Genomic DNA, 17,982 nt, shown 5'->3' with positions numbered 1-17,982 from the left:
AAATTTTAGATGTTCTTTTAGAACTAGGGCTTACAGCTATCGATTGGGTAGATGCTTCAGTGTTCTCAAAGCTTACAGGCATTGAAGGACAAAAACTGACACATCGGCGAAAAAATTGGCCACAAGATTTAGTTTGGACAAAACAAGATGGAAATATTTACTACTCACTTAGAGGTTATAACCAATGGTTGACAGAACAAACTCAAAAACGTTACCAACCGGCGTTAGAATTAGGGAGAATGCACTCGAAATCAACTTCACCTCTAAAAAGCAGCGCTACTACATTACACTCCCACACCCGCCGACTGCGGAAGGTATCCGTACAGCCGCTAAAATTAGAAGTGACCTCATAAATAAAGCCAAATGGGGGATTTTAACTGAGAATGATATAGCACAAGCAAAAGGCCTTGATGTTACAGAAACTGAATCAATGGATGGTCAGCAAGTCTTATTTCAAGATGTTGCACAAAAATTTTTAAAGTTTTCGATTGCCAATAAAGATTCAAAAAATGGCTATCGCAAAATTTTAGAATGTCATTGGATGCCTTATTTTGCATTAACACCAATAGCCAATATCATGACTGAAGATATTGAGGAAGTCATTATCGATCGTAATTTTCAAACAGCGAAAACATTTAATAATTGCGCCACGCCTTTACGTGGAGTTTTCGAGTTGGCTGTTAAGCATAATCAGATTTCTGTAAACCCTATGAATAAAATTAAGAATCGTAAGGTTCAGGTGGAAACACCTGACCCCTTCACACGTAAGGAGATGGAAGCCTTACTAGCTTGGCTCGACAAAAGCTTACATGATGAGGACAAATTTTATCGATGGTATTTTGAGTTTGCCTTCTGGACAGGCTGTAGACCTTCCGAAATGATTGCTCTTAGAGAAAGTGATATCGATTGGTTCAATGGCACATTCAAAGTTAACAAAAGCCGTGTACGTGGTTTAGAAAAAAAGGTGACAAAAACACATACGTCTCGAGAAGTATATTTGAATGAACGATCAACTCTGGCTTTGAAAGCTTTGCTTCAATTTAAAAAGGATCAAGGCTACCAAACAGACTATGTGATGCTATGTCCTAAGACTAAGGAACCCTTCTTTAATGAAAAACCACCTAGAGAGCGTCTTGTAGAAGCGATGAAAGCGTGTTCTATACGTCACCGCCCTGCATACAATGCAAGGCATACTTATGCGACGATGTTGCTGATGGATGGCGTCAATCCAATGTTTGTAGCCGATCAACTTGGACATAGTCTACAAATGCTGATCAAACGCTATACAAAATGGTTGCATGGGGATAAAAATAAGCAAGAAATTGCGAAACTTAGCGTAACTCGTACAACCTAAATACGTCGAAATCAAAAGCTCTTGCAATGAAAAATGTGGCAAATGTGTGGCAATAAAAAAGCCACTTAATCCAAGTGGCTGATTTATAACAAGAATTTTGGTGGAGATGGCGGGAGTTGAACCCGCGTCCGCCAACACTACGCTCGAGAATACTACATGCTTAGATATCGTCTATTGTTTTAACACCAAGAGACCCGACGAACAGGGTTCAAGGTGCGATCCTCTAAATTTGGTATAAAGCCCCGAGGCTTGACTCTATACGGACTTGTGTGCGTTCGCTTCAGTCGGGATCTCTAACCACAAGTATTCAGAGATGCGGACAAGCAGCCCTTAGGCTGCTAGAGCGTAAGTTTCGTCGTTTGCGACTATTAAAATGCAAATTTGATTTACGAGAGAAAATGCGCTCTCGGCATGCATCTATGAGTTTCATCATCGGCGTCGAAGCCAAGAACATCCCCAAAGTACAAGCTCATCATAGCATAACTGGCAAAAAATACGATGCATTTTCTACACAAATACACTTTTGAATGCGCCTGATTACATAATTGCGCTAATATTTCATAATTCAAGTCAACATTTAAAAAAATTATGAGCTATTTATTGGCACTCGATCAGGGAACGACGTCTAGCCGTGCAATCATCTTTAATGAACACGGACAGATTCAGGCAACAGCTCAACGCGAAACCCATATCCAGACCCCACACTCCGGTTGGGTCGAACAGGATGCACAGGAAATCTGGAGCTCGCAGATTGCAGTAGTTCAACAGGCATTAGCCACTGCCCGGATTCTGGCGAAAGACATTAAAGCGATTGGCCTGACCAACCAGCGTGAAACGACTGTGGTATGGGATCGTCGTAATGGCAAACCTCTTGCGCCAGCGATTATCTGGCAGGATCGTCGTGCAACAGACTGGTGTAATTTGCTCATTCAGCAAGGCCAGATGGATCAGGTACAACGAAAAACCGGATTACGGATTGATCCCTATTTTAGTGCCGGGAAACTGGTCTGGTTATTAGAAAATATTGATGGCTTACGTACACTCGCAGAGCAAGGTCATGTGGCTTTTGGCACCATTGATAGCTGGCTGATCTGGAATCTGACTCAAGGTGCTGAGCATATTATTGAAGCGAGTAATGCTTCCCGCACCATGTTGATGAATCTGCAAACTCAACGCTGGGATGACGAACTACTCGACCTGTTTAATATCCCCGCTTCAGTTCTGCCACGAATCATCAGTTCTGATTGTCATATTGCAGATACGGCACCGGGTTTATTAGGGGCTACGATTCCCATTACCGGTATTCTGGGTGATCAGCAATCTGCCTTGTTTGGCCAGTCTTGCTTCGAACCCGGTATGGCAAAAAATACCTATGGCACCGGCTGTTTTATGCTGTTCAATACCGGTCATGATATTCAACTCAGCCAGAACAAATTACTTTCTACCCTCGCCTGGCAGGCACAGGAACAGACCAGTTATGCCCTGGAAGGTAGCGTTTTTATGGCCGGTGCTGTGGTGCAATGGCTACGTGATGGGCTTGGCATCATTCAGAAGAGCAGTGATATAGAGAAGTTGGCCTGTAAAGTTAAAGATACCGACGGCGTGGTCTTAGTTCCTGCTTTTACCGGACTGGGTGCACCGCATTGGGATAGTGAAGCGCGTGCCCTGCTGTGTGGCATGTCGCGTGGAACCAATAAAGCTCATATTGCCCGAGCTACACTGGAATCGATTGCCTTTCAGGTCTCTGATGTATTGACAGCCATGCAATCGGATATTGCCCATCCGTTAAAAGAACTACGTGTCGATGGCGGTGCCAGTTGTAATGATATGTTGATGCAGTTCCAAGCTGACCTGCTGAATGTGCCTGTCTTGCGTCCAAAAATGCTGGAATCCACCGCTTGGGGTGCTGCAGCGATGGCAGGATTAAAGTCAGGGGTATTTTCTAATTTAAATGAAATTTCTCAATCCTGGCAGCTAGACCGGGCCTTTGAACCGAAAATGCAGTCCGATGAACGTGAAGCCCATTTGGCCAAATGGCAAAATGCCTTAAAACGGGCCAAATCAGATTTATAAGATCGAAAAAAACCGCTAAATAGTTAGCGGTTTTTTATTTTGGAAAATATTAATGTGATGGCATTCCACCCACACCCGCTTTTGGTCGTGGTGCCAGCCAGACGATTAAGGCAGCAAAAACAAAGACCATCGCCAGTATTAAAAACAGGTGATTAGCTGACAGGGTTAATGCTTCTTTATCCACCAGACTTGAAATATAACCCAAGGCACTATCCGAACTCATGCCCTGAGCCATCAAGGTATTCTGGGTTTCCTCGACATTCAGTTTACCGACCAGCTCACTGCGTGCCACTTTACTATGATCATCCCAGATCGTGACTGCGATTGAAGCCCCGATCGCTCCAGCCATAGTCCGCAGGAAGTTCATCAAACCTGCTGCTGATGCCATTTCCTGAGGCTGTACTGAGGCCAACGCCATATTGGAGAGTGGAATGAAGAAGAATGGCACTGCAAAACCTTGTAGAATCTGTGGCCAGGCCAATGCCATAAAATCCGCATCCGTAGTCCAGAATGCCCGCATCAAAGTCACAACGGCAAGCAAGGTCAAACCGAAAGTCGCCAGAATGCGCTGGTCATATTTGGTCGCCATCTTCGCCACAATCGGTGACATCAATAGGCTACCAAAACCCATAGTCGCGGTTAAATAACCTGCCCAAGTGGCCGTATAACCGAGATTAATTTGCACCCACTGTGGAATCAGTACAATACTGGAAAAGAAGGCACCAAAGGCAAATGCCAATGACAGCACAGCAAAGGTAAACCCGCGATATCGGAAGATCCGGATATCGACGATCGGATGCCGCTCGGTCAGTTCCCAGATGGTAAAGATGATTAAACCAACTATGGCAAGCACCGCCAAGGTTCCGATAAAGGAGCTGCTAAACCAGTCATGTTCATGACCGAGATCTAACATTAATTGCAGCGCACCAATCCAAAGAATCAGTAAGAACAAACCACCTTTATCAATCTTCAATGCATTGGTTTCAGTTTCTGCTGGTTTTAATAGCTTCAATGCAGCCAGACCGCAGAATAGACCTACCGGAATATTGATAAAGAAAATCCAGTGCCAGGACAGATTATCACTGATGGTACCACCGAGAATTGGACCAAGAATTGGACCGACAACGGTGGTCATCGCCCACATGCCCATCGCTTGGGACTGCTTTTCGGGTGGGAAGATGCGTAGCAATAAAGTCTGGCTCAGCGGCATGATTGGACCGCCAAACAGTCCCTGCCCGATCCGGCAAAACACCAGCATTTCCAGACTGGTGGAAATCCCGCATAGAATTGAAAAAATGGTAAAGCCGAGCAAACAGACACCAAACAGGCGCACGCTACCAAAGCGACCCGCCAGCCATCCCGTCAAAGGCACACAAATCGCTTCTGCAACTGCATAAGACGTAATGACCCAGGTGCCTTGAGAGCTGGACACCGCCAGACTACCGGTAATATGCGGCACCGAGACATTGGCAATGGTCATGTCCAGCACGACCATGAAATTAGCCAATGCCAGCACAAAGGCCGCCAGCATCAGCTTGCCGCCGGTCAGATTCCCATATGGAACATATTTATTCATCGGGAATTACTTCTTAAAGTGGATTTCAGCTTCCATCGACAGACCCACACGTAGTGGATGCTCGGCCAGTTCTTTCGGATCCAGCTGAATACGGACTGGCAAACGCTGTACCACCTTAATCCAGTTGCCTGTGGCATTCTGAGCCGGAATCAGAGCAAACGCTGAACCTGTGCCGCCAGAGAAGCCCACCACAGTGCCGTGATATTTCACCGATTTACCATACAAATCAGACGTCAGTTCAGCTTTCTGCCCCACGCGGACCTTCTCCAACTGGCTTTCCTTGAAGTTTGCATCAACATAGAGCTGATCTACTGGTACGACCATCATTAGCATTGTACCAGGCGCAACACGTTGACCCACCTGAATGGAACGGCGTGAAACCACTCCATCAAAAGGTGCTTTAATGACAGTACGTTCTAGATCCAGCTCGGCCTGTTTCAGTTTGGCTTCAGCGACTAATACATCAGGCGTTGAGTTTTCATTCGCACCTTGAATCAAGGCTTCATTCGCCGCTAAATTGCTTTGTGCGGCTTTCTGACTGGATCTTGCTTGTGCCAGACCCGCTTCAGCAGAAGCTACGCCTGCTTTGGCAGTATCCAATGCAGATTGTGCGGTACTGAGTTCTTCTTTAGACACTGCACCGCTCGCACTGAGTTTTTCACGACGCGTATATTCATCTTGTGCTTTATGTAAGGCTGCCTGAGCCTGAGCTAGCTGAGCTTCAGCACTGCGAATCGCATCATCACTAACTCCAATCTGTGAGCTTAAAGCCCCGCTATTGGCCGCAGTCTGTTTATACTGGCGTTTGGCTTTGGTCAGTTCTGCACGTGCCTGAGCCACTGCAATTTTGGCATCACGGTCATCAATTCTGGCCAGGACATCGCCCTGTTTGACCGCTTGGGTATCATGAACCAATACTTCAGCGACCTGACCACTCACCATAGACGTAATAGAAGCCGTTTCAGCACCCACATAGGCATTTTCAGTACTGACTGAATTGTTCAGAAAGAATTTCCAAACCAGAAACAGCACCAGTGCAATCACTATAAAGATAGCAACGATACTCAGGGCCTTTTTACGTTTATTTTTTAAAGCTTGATCCGAAGTTGCATCAGATGCGTTTTCTGGCAGGGTGTCTTGTACATCTGTCATTGATTTTTTCCTAAATCCAACAGACTTGGTCACGCAGCCACACTGACCAATACTGATATGAATGTATAGATTTACATCCCGTTTATTGATCAATGGGTAAAATGAGAAAGCCGTATTAATTTAATTTTCATGCATTCTAATAATAAAAATTAGAAAATATGCAAAAAAATATTACTCCGAAGTTTAAAAAACTAAGCCCCTATTCTAGGAATAAGGGCTTAATTCGGACCCAGAGTGAGCTAGGATCGAGGAGATAAACTTAATTAATAGGCATATGATGCAATCGCTGTAGCAATCGGCTTGTCATCATCATTGACCATGGTCATGCGCATGGTGCAGCCCTTACGTCCCAAACGTAAGGTTTCTGCACGGGCAATAAAATATTTGCCACGACCGGGTGCCAGATAATCCACGCGCATATCTACCGTCGCCAGACGTGATACCTTTTTAATCGTATCGGCAATAGTTTCCGGTTCGGCTTTCTTATACAGCTCACCCATCGCCACAATTCCGCCAATACTGTCGAGTATGGTCGCTGCAAGACCGCCATGCAGAATCTGAAAAGCCACATTGCCAATCATGAAATCCTGCATTTCAACATATGCTTCGATCTGACCATCGACCACCCGCATGGTCATGCCATTATGCTTAAAAAAAGGAGAGGTATTAAAAGCGTGTACCAACTGGTTTAAGACCACTTCAATATCCACTTTTGCACCTAAATGTATATTACCTGTCCAATTTCTTTCTGTCTTAGTCATAAGTCTGCCCGAAGCTACAACAATAAAAAACCGCTAATTTATGCCCAAAAAATTCAGATAGGGTTACAATAGGGGCCTAGTTTAATACTGATTACTGAGATTTTTTATGACCTATACGTTCAATCGTCCCGCGTTTCCTGCAACTCGCATGCGTCGTATTCGTAAAAATGAGCATTTACGTTCTATGGTACGTGAAACCCATCTCAGTGCTGATCACTTGATTTATCCAGTATTTGTGCTTCCGGGACAAAACCAGACCCAAGACATTCCAAGTATGCCAAATGTGCAGCGCCTGTCTGCTGACTTGTTGTTAAAAAAATCAGAACGTTTGCTCGAACTAGGTGTCAATAAGCTGGCGCTGTTCCCGGTTACACCCCAAGAAGATAAAAGCCTGACTGCAGAAGCCGCTTGGCATGAAGATGGTCTGGTACAGAAGACTGTTCGTCTGCTGAAAAAAGAATTACCGGAAATGGTACTGATTACCGACGGCGCGCTAGACCCTTATACCACGCATGGCCAGGACGGCATCATTGATGAAACCGGCTATGTCCTGAATGATGAAACGGTTGAAGCACTCATCAAGCAAACTTTAAGTCATGCCGAAGCCGGTGCTGATATTGTAGCGCCAAGTGACATGATGGATGGCCGCATCGGTGCAATTCGTCAGGCCTTTGAACAGAATGGCCATATCTATACCTCTATTATGGCCTATTCAGCCAAATATGCGTCTAGCTTCTACGGTCCATTCCGTGATGCTGTCGGTTCGGCTAGCAACCTGAAAGGCGGCAATAAATACAATTACCAAATGGATTTCGGTAACCGTGCCGAAGCACTGCATGAAATTGCACTGGATATCCAGGAAGGTGCAGATATGGTGATTGTTAAACCGGGCATGCCGTATCTGGATGTGGTTCGTGAAGTCAAAGATACCTTCGGTGTACCTACCTTTATTTATCAGGTTAGTGGTGAATATGCCATGCTGGCTGCTGCGATTCAGAATGGCTGGTTATCTGATAGCGTGATTCTTGAATCCCTGATGTGCTGCCGTCGTGCCGGTGCAGATGGTATCTGGACTTACTTCGCGGAAGAAGCGGCGCTCAAACTGAAAGACATGAAATAAAATAGAAGGACCTTGGCGCAATGCATATCGCCATTATCGGAGCAGGCATCACTGGCTTGATGTCAGCTCTGGAATTGCTTGAACAGGGATGTTCTATTACGATTTTTGATCAGCAAGCGGCTGGACAGGCAGCCTCTTGGGCCGGAGGCGGTATCCTCTCCCCAATGTATCCCTGGCGTTATCCCGATGCCGTTAATGCCCTCGCCCGCCATGCCAAACCCTTGTATCAAGCCTGGAACCAGAAACTGCAACCGATTACTGGGATTGATTTCCAGATCCATGAAACCGGTATGCTGATTTTTGATGAAACGGATTTTGAAATCGGACTGCGCTATGCCGAGCAATATCAGGATCCACAGCAACATGCCGAATATCTGAATCAGCCTCAAATCCAGCAAATCAATTCCAAAGTAGATCCGAAATTTAAACAGGCGATCTATTTTCCAGAACTTTCCAATATCCGCAATCCGCGACTGTTACAGTCCATTATTGCTTACCTTAAACAGCATCCGCGTGTCACTTGGCAAGAGCATTGCAATATTACTCAGCTAAATATCCAGCAAGATCATGTACACAGTGTTTCCACTAAAAATGGCCTGAGCTTTAAAGCAGATCAGTTCGTCATTGCCACCGGTGCATGGTCTGCACGCTGGTCTGAACAGCTCGGTCTGGACATTCCAGTTCATCCGGTTCAAGGCCAGATGTTACTCTTTAAAACACCAGAAAACTGGCTACCAACCATGTGTATGAACAAGGTCATGTACCTGATTCCGCGGCGTGATGGTCATGTGCTGTGTGGTTCCAGCATGCGTCAGGTCGGTTTTGATACCTCGCCTTCTGCTGAAATCCGTCAGGATATTTTAACTGCTTGCTTGGAAATGGTGCCGGAACTGGCTGATTTTCCGATTGTGAAACAGTGGGCAGGTTTACGCCCAAGTTCACCAGATGGCATTCCCTATATCGGTAAGATTCCGCATCTGAGCAATCTCTGGACTAATTTTGGCCAGTTCCGTAATGGTTTATGTATGGGCGCTGCTTCTGGAAAACTGCTGTCTCAGTTAATCCTGGAGCAACCGACCATCGTAGATCCACAGCCTTATAGTCCAGTACAGCGCTTACAGCCGCACTCTTTAACGGTTTAAAATTTCAATCAAGGCTTCTTTCAGTGTCGGATAGCTAAATTCAAATCCAGCTTCCTGCAAAGCTTTGGGCTGAACATATTGACCATTCAGAATCAGTTGTGACTGTTCACCCAGCATCATTTTCATACTACATGCTGGTAACGGTAATAAAGGTTTTCGTTTCAGCACCTGTGCTGCGATCCGGGCAAACTGCGCCTGACTGAATTTTTCAGGTGCCACCACATTAAATACCTGTTGCTGAGTCGACTGCTGCATCAGGAATTCGATCGCCCGCATGACATCCTGTAAATGTACCCAGGTCACCGGCTGACGCCCGTGGCCAATCCGGCCAAACATATTCAGCTTAATTGGCAATAACATCTGCGGAAGAATCCCGCCACCTTGGCCAAACACTACAGCAAAGCGAACAATTTTGGTGTCCTGCCCGGTATAAGACAAGGCCAGTTTTTCCCATTTCTCACACAGTTCTGACATAAAAATGGATTGTGGCGGACTTTGTTCAGTACACACCGTATCCCAGCGTTCTTGCGGATCGATTCCGTAGTAGCCGATCGCTGAAGTCGAAATAATACGTTTGGGTTTGATCTGATTTTTTTCTAGATAGTCATATAACTGCTTGGTGGTATTTAACCGACTGTCCAGCAATTTCTTTTTGCGTGCGGCTGTCCAGCGACCCTTCCCGATACTTTCACCAGCCAGATTAATCACATAGTCAATCTGATGATTTTTTAATTCTTCCAGCTCATTAATCCAGTGAAAATCAGGATGCTCTTCTCGCAATTTTTTCTGCCGGGTCAGGCCGATTACCGCATAATCACGAGCCAGTAAAAATTTCACCAGATGGCTGCCAATAAAACCGCTGGCGCCTGTCATGAGGACTACAGGTTTATACATGGTTATTCTGAGCCATTATTATTGTATTGCTCAAATTATACGTCACTTCTGATTTTCTATCAGCCTGATTTAGCATTTTGAATTTAATCTCAACAATTTTGATATAAAGAGCAGGAAATCCTAGCCAAACATTTTTGCTGCCATACGCTGTGCCTGTTTGCCATAAAACCAGTAGGTCAGCAGATAAAGCGGAATCGCGATGAGCAGGAACATGATCACGACAATACTCATAAATTGGGGCTGTTGCAGATAAAGTAAAAAGTCCTGCCAGGCATTCGGATTGGAACGCGTCGCAATAGCAATCCCTAGAATTAAAAATACCAGATTATAGCCCCAGTAAATCAGACTGAATCCTAAGGTGATTTTTTTACGTTCTGCTTGGGTTGGCGCCCGTTGTTCCTTTTTTAAAAAATTAAACAGTACCCAGATCATCGCCACCAGATAAGGCACAATGGTTAATACTGCGCCCATGCCAGTCGGCATTAACGCCGCCACAACCCCGCAAATGCAGGTAAAAATAAAGCATAGGAAGAAAAACCAGAGAAAATAGCGAGTTAGAGGCACCATTAGCAGGACTCAAGGACAATTAATCAACTAGTATAAAAAAAATTAATTTTTTTTTCATTTTATTGTCAACCTAAAGCGAGATGCTGACGTTATATAGGGTACAAGGTTCGGAAATTTGGACTGGCATCCACAAATTTTCGTTCTCTTTGCTAAAGCAATAAGTCCAGTGTTTTAGAAAATTTTGAATAGCAGCCAAAATTTTCACTATACACAAATCTTTGACCGACGATTTCATCATCACTCGAATCGTCGGTTTTTATTTTTTGGACGAACCGTTTTTAACAATTCGCCTGCCAATCTTTATTAGCTTCTTATGCAGCATAAAATAATGATTGCCTGTAGTTTTTCAAGTCTGTTTTTAGCAATTTTTATAAAAATATTGGTTCTGCTATTCAGATGTTATGAAATTGCCTGAAGTAAGATTTAAAATAAAAACGCTGTATTCAATACTTTATATATGAGCATCACATTTTATTGATTTCACAAGTATTATTATATTCAAAACTACGCTGAAAATAGTTTTAATGACGGGCAGCAATGAAATAGATCAAAATATTTTTTTCAAGTAGATTTTTAGCTGGGCTTTTTTCTATAGTAGGAAGGCAAAAATAAAGGTGGGTATACATGGCAGTTCATTTTCTACATACTTCTGATTGGCATTTGGGACAGTTTTTCCATAACCATGACCGTGAATTTGAACATGCACAATTCCTGAATTGGCTCCTTGAACAAATCAAGGAAAAACAGCCACATGCTCTACTGATTGCCGGTGATATTTTTGATGTCATCAATCCCGCTTCCAGTGCCCAAAGACAGCTTTATCAATTCCTTGCCGATGCCCATGAACTGGCACCGCATATGCAAACCCTGATGATTGCCGGCAACCATGATTCAGGTTACCGGATTGAGCAGGTTCAGCCTTTATTGACTAAATTCAATGCCAAAGCGGTGGGTATTGTCGGCCGGACTGCGGACAATACTCTTGATCTGGATCGTTTGCTGGTTCCGATTTATGACCAGCAGCAAGAGATTATTGCCTGGTGCCTAACCCTGCCTTATTTACGTAGCGCCGAAATTACCGGTATTAATGAACATACCCATAATAGCCAGAATGCCATCAGCTATCTGCACCAACAGTTGATTGCCGAAGCCAAAGCACGTAAGCAGCCACATCAGGCACTGATTCTTATGTCACATGCACATATGCAAGGCGGTGAAACTTCCGATTCCGAACGTCCAATTATCGTCGGCAATGAAGAGGCTCTCTCAACGGCGCTATTTGATGAAGTCATTGACTATGTCGCTCTGGGACATCTGCATAAACCGCAGAAAGTCGGTCAGCCGCATATTCGCTATAGTGGCTCCCCGATTCCCTTATCCTTTAGTGAGATCAACTATTCGCATCAGGTCGTTGAAGTCAGAATCGATCCTGAACAAAATGCTGAACAGCGTTTTCAGTTTGAAGCACTAAAAGTTCCTCGTACTGTTGATCTGTTTAGAATTCGAGAAAATCTGGAAAATCTGCTCAGCAAAGTAAAAGCACTGCCGACTGGGGAAATTGAGCATCTGGCAGCACGACATTTTCTGGAAATTGAATACACTACCGATGCACCGCCACCGGTAGACTTACGTCAGCAGATTGAACAGGCACTGCCACCAAATCGTTATCGTCTGTTACGCATCAGCCGGATTTATCAACGTCAGGCAGAAGATCAGGCTGATAGCTCTAAAATTGACTTGGCACCTCCAACGCCTGAATCACTGTTTTTCAATATCTGGGAAAAAATGGGCTATAGCCAGGATCATTCGGTACAGCAGGATTTTCAGCAGTTACTGGTCGAAGCCCAACATGAACTTGCACAAAAACAACAAGCTTAGGATCAGCCATGAAAATTATCCGTCTGAGCCTAAATAACCTTGCTTCTCTCGCTGGTACGCATCATATTGATTTTGAATCGAATCCACTGGCGCATGCCGGACTGATTGCAATTACCGGAAAAACCGGTGCTGGTAAATCCACCCTGCTTGATGCCATGTGCCTGGCCTTGTATAACGAAATTCCACGTTTAAAAGGCGCCACAGGTAGCCTGAAAGATGCAGGTGGTCAGGATGTCTCAATCAAGGACTCCAAAAATATTCTGCGCCGCGGTTGTGTACAGGGTTTTGCCGAGCTTGAATTTATTGCCCTAGACCAGAAACGCTATACGGCACGCTGGGAAATTCGTCGTGCCCGGCAGAAAGTGGATGGTAATTTAAAGGTCGATCGTGCCATTACCTGTCTGGATGATCAACGGGTTCTAAACCAGAAGATTTCTGAATGCACGCCGCTGATTGAAAAACTGGTTGGCTTGAGTTTTGAGCAATTTACTCGTGCAGTTTTATTGGCACAGTCCGAAGTTGGCGCTTTTCTGAAAGCCAAAGATAATGAACGTGCCGATCTGTTGGAGTATCTGACCAATTCTCAGATTTTCAGTATGGTCAGCCAGAAGGCTTTTGAAAAACACAGTGAGGTGAAGCAAAAACGCGCTGATCTGGAAAAATTAATCGGTCATCTGGAACTGTTGTCTGAAGAAGATATTGCTGCTCTACAGCAGCAACACACGACTTTAAAACAGGTGGTTGAGCATCTAAACCAGAGCGAAAAAGTACTGGAAAATGACCTGAAATGGCATCGCCAGCAGCATTATCTCTATACTGAAATTCAGGCCAAAAAAGAAATCTATACGGTTCAGCTGGATGCTGAACAGAAAATGACAGCGCAAAAACAGTTATTAAATCAACTAGACCAGTTTCAGCAGATTCGGGAACAGTTTGTCCAGCAACAGCAGTTTCAGAAACAGCGTAGCCATTTAATGACTGAGCAGCAAAATTTTGTTGACGAATTCACGTCAGTGCAGCAGCAGCGTGATAGCGAACAGCACAAATTGCAGCACATTCAGCAACAGCAACAACAGCAGCAACAAGAGTTTCAGAAGATCAAACCTTATCTGGATCAGGGACTCAAGCTGGATCATGAAATGCTGTCGATTGGCGAGCAGTATAAGCAGCTTTTAGCCGAACAGCAGACCTATAGAACCCAGCAGATTCAGCCTGTTCAGAATCAGCTGGTGCAGACTGAGCAACGTTTACAACAGGTTCAGACTCAGTACCATCAGATTCAAAAGCAACTGGAACAACAGAGCTTCTTAGCGGTTTTTGATGACGAGCCACAAGCAACCTTACAACGCTTGCAGGATTATCAGGAACTGCATCAGAAATTCATGCGGCAGCACTCAGCACTTTTCCAATCCAGCCGCACTGAACTGGAACAGCAGCAACAGACTTTATCTGCCAGCTTGCAGGAATTCACTCAGCGCTATACTCATCTGGATCAGCTTGAACAGCAAATCCAACAGTTCCAGACCCAACAACAGCAACTCAGTACCCAACATTCGAAGCATGAAGCTTTAATGCGAACCGTACAGCAAATGGCTCTCTTAGAAACTGAAAGCCTGCAATTGAATCGCGAGTTAGAAAGCTATCATGATCGTTTAAAACAACTAGAAACTAAGCTGGTTCAATTACAGCAACAACGTCAGGAAGCAGAACAGGCCTTTGAACAATTGCAACAAGTACTGGCTCAGCAACGTTTATTTCAGGCACAAAGTGTTCAGGAATTACGTGCACAGCTGAAACCAAATGAGCCTTGTATGGTCTGTGGCAGTCATGAGCATCCTTTTGTACAGCATCAGAAACTGCTAGAAAATGCTTTGCAACAACTACATGATCAGCAGCTTCAGGAAGCTCAGAAAAAACTACAGCAACTGACTCAGGCATATCAGCAAGTACAAATCCAGCAATCTCAACTGCAAACCTTAATTGAGCAACATCAGCAACGCAGCAGTCAGCTTAGTACGACACTACAACAGCAGAAGGTTCAGTTGAATCAGGATCTTCAGCAATTTGATTTGCTGTTGGATTTAAGCCAGAGTACAGATCATTTGCAGCAACAGCTTGGCCAGCATGTGCTTCAACTTCAACAAGAACAACAGCAGCTAGCACAAACCCTGCAAAATCAGCAAAGTGACTGGAAACAATGGCGCCAGCAACAGCAACAGCTGGATCAGCTACGTTTTAGCATGCAGCAGCATTCACAGTTAGAACAAATGATTCAGCCGGTTCTTAATCTACTGCCTGAGTCCTTGCAGAAATCCTGGATTACTGATGCCTCATCAAGCTGTCAGCAGTTATCTCAACAACTGCAACGACGTCAGAAACAGTCTCAGGAATTCAAAACCTTGGAGACTCACATGCAAAGCTTAAACCAGCAGATTGAAAAGGCACGTGATCTGCTCAACCTGCATCAACAATATGATGCTCAGTTACAGCAAAAGATGAATACGGCGCTGAATATGGGCAAAGCACTACGTGAACAGCTCAACCATCTGACCCTCACCCATGCCGGACAGATTTATCCTAAAGCACAGGAATGGCGTGACCATCTGGAGCAACAACAACAGGCGTTGGATGAACAGCTACGGGCACAGAGTCTGATGACCCAGCAGCATGATCAGCATTTGCAACAAGCTGAACTGAAAAAACAGAGTTTCATCACCCAGATTCAGCAACTAGAACAGCAGATTAGGCAATGCCAGCAATCTATTCAAGACTGGCAAAATACACATCCTGAATTTGATGCCGAGCATATCCAGCATTGCCTGGATATTGACTTGCAACAGCATCAGCAAATTCGCCAGCAATTACAGGCACAACATCAGGCGGTTGAAAATGCCAAAACGGCTTGGGACATTCTGGAAGAACAATATCAGCATCATTTGAAGTCCAAGCCTGAACTCAGCTTTGAAGAAGTTGAACTGCGCTTAAGTGGACTGGCACAGGAAAAAGCTGAACAGGAAAATGCCTGTAATGAGGTGGCCACCAAATTAAGAATTCATACTAATAACCAATCGACCTTACAACGCTACCAGCATCAGATTGAACAGGTCAAAGCTGAAGAATATCGTTGGGGCCGGATCTATGACCTGATCGGCCATAAGGAAGGCACCAAATTCCAGAAAATCGCGCAGGAACATCATCTGGATATTCTGGTCGAATATGCCAATCAGCAATTACAGCCCCTGGCTCCGCGTTATCAGCTGTACCGGATTCCAGACAGTTTGAGTCTGGCGATTATCGATCTGGATATGAACAGTGAAGTACGTCCTGTCCTGTCACTCTCTGGCGGTGAAACTTTCCTGGTCTCTCTGGCTCTGGCCTTAGCGATTGCCAATATGGCTTCCGGCTCTATGAAGCTGGAATCGCTATTTATTGATGAAGGTTTTGGTACTTTAGACCCGGCTTCCTTACATATGGTCATGAATGCTTTAGATCATTTACAAAGTCAGGGGCGTAAAGTGGTGCTGATTTCACATGTACAGGAGATGCATGAACGGATTCCGGTTCAGATTCAGGTTAAACCGGTCGGTGCCGGTGCCAGTACTATTCAGATTATAGGTTAAAGCATGAACTCCACCCCGAACAAGCTCTCGCCCTATTTCAGCTTACAGCTTGAGAGCTTGCGGGGTATCAGTGCCATTGTGGTGCTATTCAGTCATAGTTTTCAGGCTTTTATCGCACCTTTTGATCTGAGCCTATATTCCTGGGTACGTCTATTAGGCCAGGCTGCTGTGATGATCTTTTTTGTGCTCAGTGGCTTTTTAATCGGGACTTCGATCCAGAACAACATCCAAAAACATGAAAACTTTAGTCTGCGGCAGTATATACGGCAGCGTTATCGGCGCATTTTACCGCCCTTTCTGTTTGCATCCGCTTTCAGTCTGATTCTATATGCACTAGCACCTACATTTTTTGCTTCACATAGCCATGAGTTCCAGAACAGTTTTGGCATGATGATCCGGACTGCCTATAACATTGATACTCAGGATTTTTTGGGTTCTTTATTCTTTCTCAATGGCTTTATTACACCGACGGTATCTGCCAATGCGCCGCTCTGGAGCCTGAGCTTTGAAGTCTGGTTTTATGTGCTGGCCGGATTTCTGCCTTTTTTAAAAGATTCTGAAATCGCTAAAATCGGCTTTTTTATCTTGCTTCTAGGGCTTTCCATACTGAACTTTCAGTTTCTGTTTTATTTTCTGCTCTGGCTAGTTGCCTTTGCCAGTTCATTCCGGCAGATCCAGCTGCGTTTTTTGAGTCGACTACAACTCGTTAAATTAGTGCTCTTTGGCTTGGCGTTTATAATTGCCTGTGCGGATGCTTACCAGTTTCATGTCATTGAACAGGCTGACTTATATCGTGTAAATTATTTTGTGCCGTTTAACCTGTGTATGGGGCTCGCCTTTGTCTGCTGGATTGTGCAGCTGCAACATCAACAAAGCCAATATCAACCAGTTTGGCCTCAGTCTGCAAATTTCTCCTATACACTTTATGTCACTCATTTCCCTTTACTGCTTTTTATTCTAGGCTGCTTTCCTGCAACGCTTGATCATGGTCTTGAGGGTGCCGTTTTATCCTTATTTATGAGCATGTGCAGCTTAATTTTCTTTGCCTGGCTTATGGCCCAATGGCTGGAACCCCAAAGAAAAAAAGCGTTATCAATTACTCTGCAATAACGCTTTCCCAAAACTCAATTGTCAGTACAAATCAGTCCGTTTTTTTAGGACGTGCGCCAAACAAGGCAGTTCCCACACGTACCATGGTAGAACCTGTTGCAATCGCCTCAGTCATGTCGGCAGACATTCCCATACTTAAAGTATCCCAGTCTTCAGGTTTTGCATTTTGGCTTTTGACCTCTTCGAACAAGGCTTTGGCATCCGCAAAGGCTTGGGTATTTTCTGGCGCAGGAATGACCATCAAACCGCGTAAGCGCAAATTCGGTAATTGACTAATCTGTGCAACTAGATCGGCCACTTCCTCAGGCTGACAACCGTCCTTAGTATCCTGCCCATCAATATTGACTTGCAGGCAGATATTAAGCGCAACTTGAGAATCACTACGCTGATTAGATAAACGTTCAGCAATAATCAGGCGATCTACCCCATGCACCCAGGCAAAATTTTCTGCCAGATGTTTGGTTTTGTTGCGCTGCACATGACCGATAAAATGCCACTCAATATCCAGGTCTTTGAGTGCCGTGATTTTTTCTAGGGCTTCCTGTAAATAGTTTTCACCAAAGGCACGCTGACCAGCCTGATACATTTCTGCCAGCACAGGACTAGGCTGGGTTTTGGAGACGGCCAGAAGTTGCACCGAATCCGGCTCACGCCCCGCCAGAGCGCAGGCGGACTGGATCTGAGCTAAAACCTGATTTCGTGACTGTTGCAGCATATTCATTGATGGGGTTCTCA

13 protein-coding genes and 1 other RNA gene are annotated in these 17,982 nt (G+C 44.8%); 7 read left to right on the top strand and 7 right to left on the bottom strand.

The window, feature by feature from the left end:
* Positions 1-184 precede the first annotated feature (184 nt).
* Complete coding sequence (locus FOC32_RS08120; protein ID WP_175966871.1) at positions 185-1,354, top strand: site-specific integrase; 1,170 nt, start codon at positions 185-187, stop codon at positions 1,352-1,354.
* 98 nt (positions 1,355-1,452) lie between these two features.
* Here the strand turns inward: FOC32_RS08120 and ssrA are convergent.
* Positions 1,453-1,812, bottom strand: a transfer-messenger RNA (tmRNA) gene (gene ssrA, locus FOC32_RS08115).
* 130 nt (positions 1,813-1,942) lie between these two features.
* On the opposite strand from ssrA, the gene glpK reads away from it, so the two are divergent.
* On the top strand, positions 1,943-3,427 hold the full coding sequence (gene glpK / locus FOC32_RS08110) for a glycerol kinase GlpK (protein ID WP_004783217.1): 1,485 nt from the start codon (positions 1,943-1,945) through the stop codon (positions 3,425-3,427).
* A 49-nt stretch (positions 3,428-3,476) separates the two neighbouring features.
* Here the strand turns inward: glpK and FOC32_RS08105 are convergent, their stop codons facing one another.
* From FOC32_RS08105 to FOC32_RS08095, 3 genes are all read right to left on the bottom strand, one after another.
* Complete coding sequence (locus FOC32_RS08105; protein WP_175966869.1) at positions 3,477-5,003, bottom strand: DHA2 family efflux MFS transporter permease subunit; 1,527 nt, start codon at positions 5,001-5,003, stop codon at positions 3,477-3,479.
* Between the two features lie 6 nt (positions 5,004-5,009).
* Positions 5,010-6,155: an HlyD family efflux transporter periplasmic adaptor subunit gene (locus FOC32_RS08100; protein WP_175966868.1), complete on the bottom strand. Its 1,146-nt coding sequence runs from the start codon at positions 6,153-6,155 to the stop codon at positions 5,010-5,012.
* A 263-nt stretch (positions 6,156-6,418) separates the two neighbouring features.
* Positions 6,419-6,916, bottom strand: coding sequence for a thioesterase family protein (locus tag FOC32_RS08095; RefSeq protein WP_034703122.1), 498 nt, complete (start codon positions 6,914-6,916; stop codon positions 6,419-6,421).
* A gap of 106 nt (positions 6,917-7,022) precedes the next feature.
* Here FOC32_RS08095 and hemB point away from each other — a divergent pair, with 106 nt between their 5' ends.
* Complete coding sequence (gene hemB / locus FOC32_RS08090) at positions 7,023-8,036, top strand: porphobilinogen synthase (RefSeq protein ID WP_175966866.1); 1,014 nt, start codon at positions 7,023-7,025, stop codon at positions 8,034-8,036.
* 20 nt (positions 8,037-8,056) lie between these two features.
* Entirely contained in the window at positions 8,057-9,178 is a 1,122-nt protein-coding gene (gene thiO / locus FOC32_RS08085) for a glycine oxidase ThiO (RefSeq protein WP_175966864.1), read from the top strand.
* Here thiO and FOC32_RS08080 read toward each other — a convergent pair.
* Positions 9,167-10,072, bottom strand: coding sequence for a TIGR01777 family oxidoreductase (locus tag FOC32_RS08080; protein ID WP_175966862.1), 906 nt, complete (start codon positions 10,070-10,072; stop codon positions 9,167-9,169). The two genes, thiO and FOC32_RS08080, sit on opposite strands and share 12 nt — an antisense overlap.
* Before the next feature lie 120 nt (positions 10,073-10,192).
* Positions 10,193-10,639, bottom strand: a complete 447-nt coding sequence (locus FOC32_RS08075) for an ABZJ_00895 family protein (protein ID WP_175966860.1) — start codon at positions 10,637-10,639, stop codon at positions 10,193-10,195.
* Positions 10,640-11,263: 624 nt separating this feature from the next.
* Between FOC32_RS08075 and FOC32_RS08070 the strand changes: the two genes are divergently transcribed.
* From FOC32_RS08070 to FOC32_RS08060, 3 genes are read left to right on the top strand one after another with little or no spacing between them, the layout of a single operon-like run.
* Positions 11,264-12,517 carry an exonuclease SbcCD subunit D gene (locus tag FOC32_RS08070; protein WP_175966858.1) on the top strand — a complete coding sequence of 418 codons (1,254 nt, stop codon included), beginning with the start codon at positions 11,264-11,266 and terminating at the stop codon, positions 12,515-12,517.
* Between the two features lie 8 nt (positions 12,518-12,525).
* On the top strand, positions 12,526-16,137 hold the full coding sequence (locus FOC32_RS08065; protein ID WP_175966856.1) for an AAA family ATPase: 3,612 nt from the start codon (positions 12,526-12,528) through the stop codon (positions 16,135-16,137).
* 3 nt (positions 16,138-16,140) lie between these two features.
* Positions 16,141-17,247: an acyltransferase family protein gene (locus FOC32_RS08060; protein ID WP_175966854.1), complete on the top strand. Its 1,107-nt coding sequence runs from the start codon at positions 16,141-16,143 to the stop codon at positions 17,245-17,247.
* Between the two features lie 31 nt (positions 17,248-17,278).
* On the opposite strand, the gene FOC32_RS08055 is transcribed toward FOC32_RS08060, so the two are convergent.
* Complete coding sequence (locus FOC32_RS08055) at positions 17,279-17,968, bottom strand: YggS family pyridoxal phosphate-dependent enzyme (RefSeq protein ID WP_175966852.1); 690 nt, start codon at positions 17,966-17,968, stop codon at positions 17,279-17,281.
* Positions 17,969-17,982 lie beyond the last annotated feature (14 nt).

This window comes from Acinetobacter sp. FDAARGOS_724 (assembly GCF_013364475.1).
Classification (GTDB): Bacteria; Pseudomonadota; Gammaproteobacteria; order Pseudomonadales; family Moraxellaceae; genus Acinetobacter; species Acinetobacter variabilis.
The sequence above is the reverse complement of the archived record's forward strand: the minus strand, read 5'-3'. Positions and strand labels throughout refer to the sequence as shown.

Coding starts and splice junctions, on each gene's coding strand:
- FOC32_RS08100 (WP_175966868.1), bottom strand. CDS start 6,155: ATGACAGATGTACAAGACACCCTGCCAGAAAACGCATCTGATGCAACT.
- thiO (WP_175966864.1), top strand. CDS start 8,057: ATGCATATCGCCATTATCGGAGCAGGCATCACTGGCTTGATGTCAGCT.
- glpK (WP_004783217.1), top strand. CDS start 1,943: ATGAGCTATTTATTGGCACTCGATCAGGGAACGACGTCTAGCCGTGCA.
- FOC32_RS08060 (WP_175966854.1), top strand. CDS start 16,141: ATGAACTCCACCCCGAACAAGCTCTCGCCCTATTTCAGCTTACAGCTT.
- FOC32_RS08065 (WP_175966856.1), top strand. CDS start 12,526: ATGAAAATTATCCGTCTGAGCCTAAATAACCTTGCTTCTCTCGCTGGT.
- FOC32_RS08070 (WP_175966858.1), top strand. CDS start 11,264: ATGGCAGTTCATTTTCTACATACTTCTGATTGGCATTTGGGACAGTTT.
- FOC32_RS08075 (WP_175966860.1), bottom strand. CDS start 10,639: ATGGTGCCTCTAACTCGCTATTTTCTCTGGTTTTTCTTCCTATGCTTT.
- FOC32_RS08095 (WP_034703122.1), bottom strand. CDS start 6,916: ATGACTAAGACAGAAAGAAATTGGACAGGTAATATACATTTAGGTGCA.
- hemB (WP_175966866.1), top strand. CDS start 7,023: ATGACCTATACGTTCAATCGTCCCGCGTTTCCTGCAACTCGCATGCGT.
- FOC32_RS08120 (WP_175966871.1), top strand. CDS start 185: ATGGTTGACAGAACAAACTCAAAAACGTTACCAACCGGCGTTAGAATT.
- FOC32_RS08105 (WP_175966869.1), bottom strand. CDS start 5,003: ATGAATAAATATGTTCCATATGGGAATCTGACCGGCGGCAAGCTGATG.
- FOC32_RS08055 (WP_175966852.1), bottom strand. CDS start 17,968: ATGAATATGCTGCAACAGTCACGAAATCAGGTTTTAGCTCAGATCCAG.
- FOC32_RS08080 (WP_175966862.1), bottom strand. CDS start 10,072: ATGTATAAACCTGTAGTCCTCATGACAGGCGCCAGCGGTTTTATTGGC.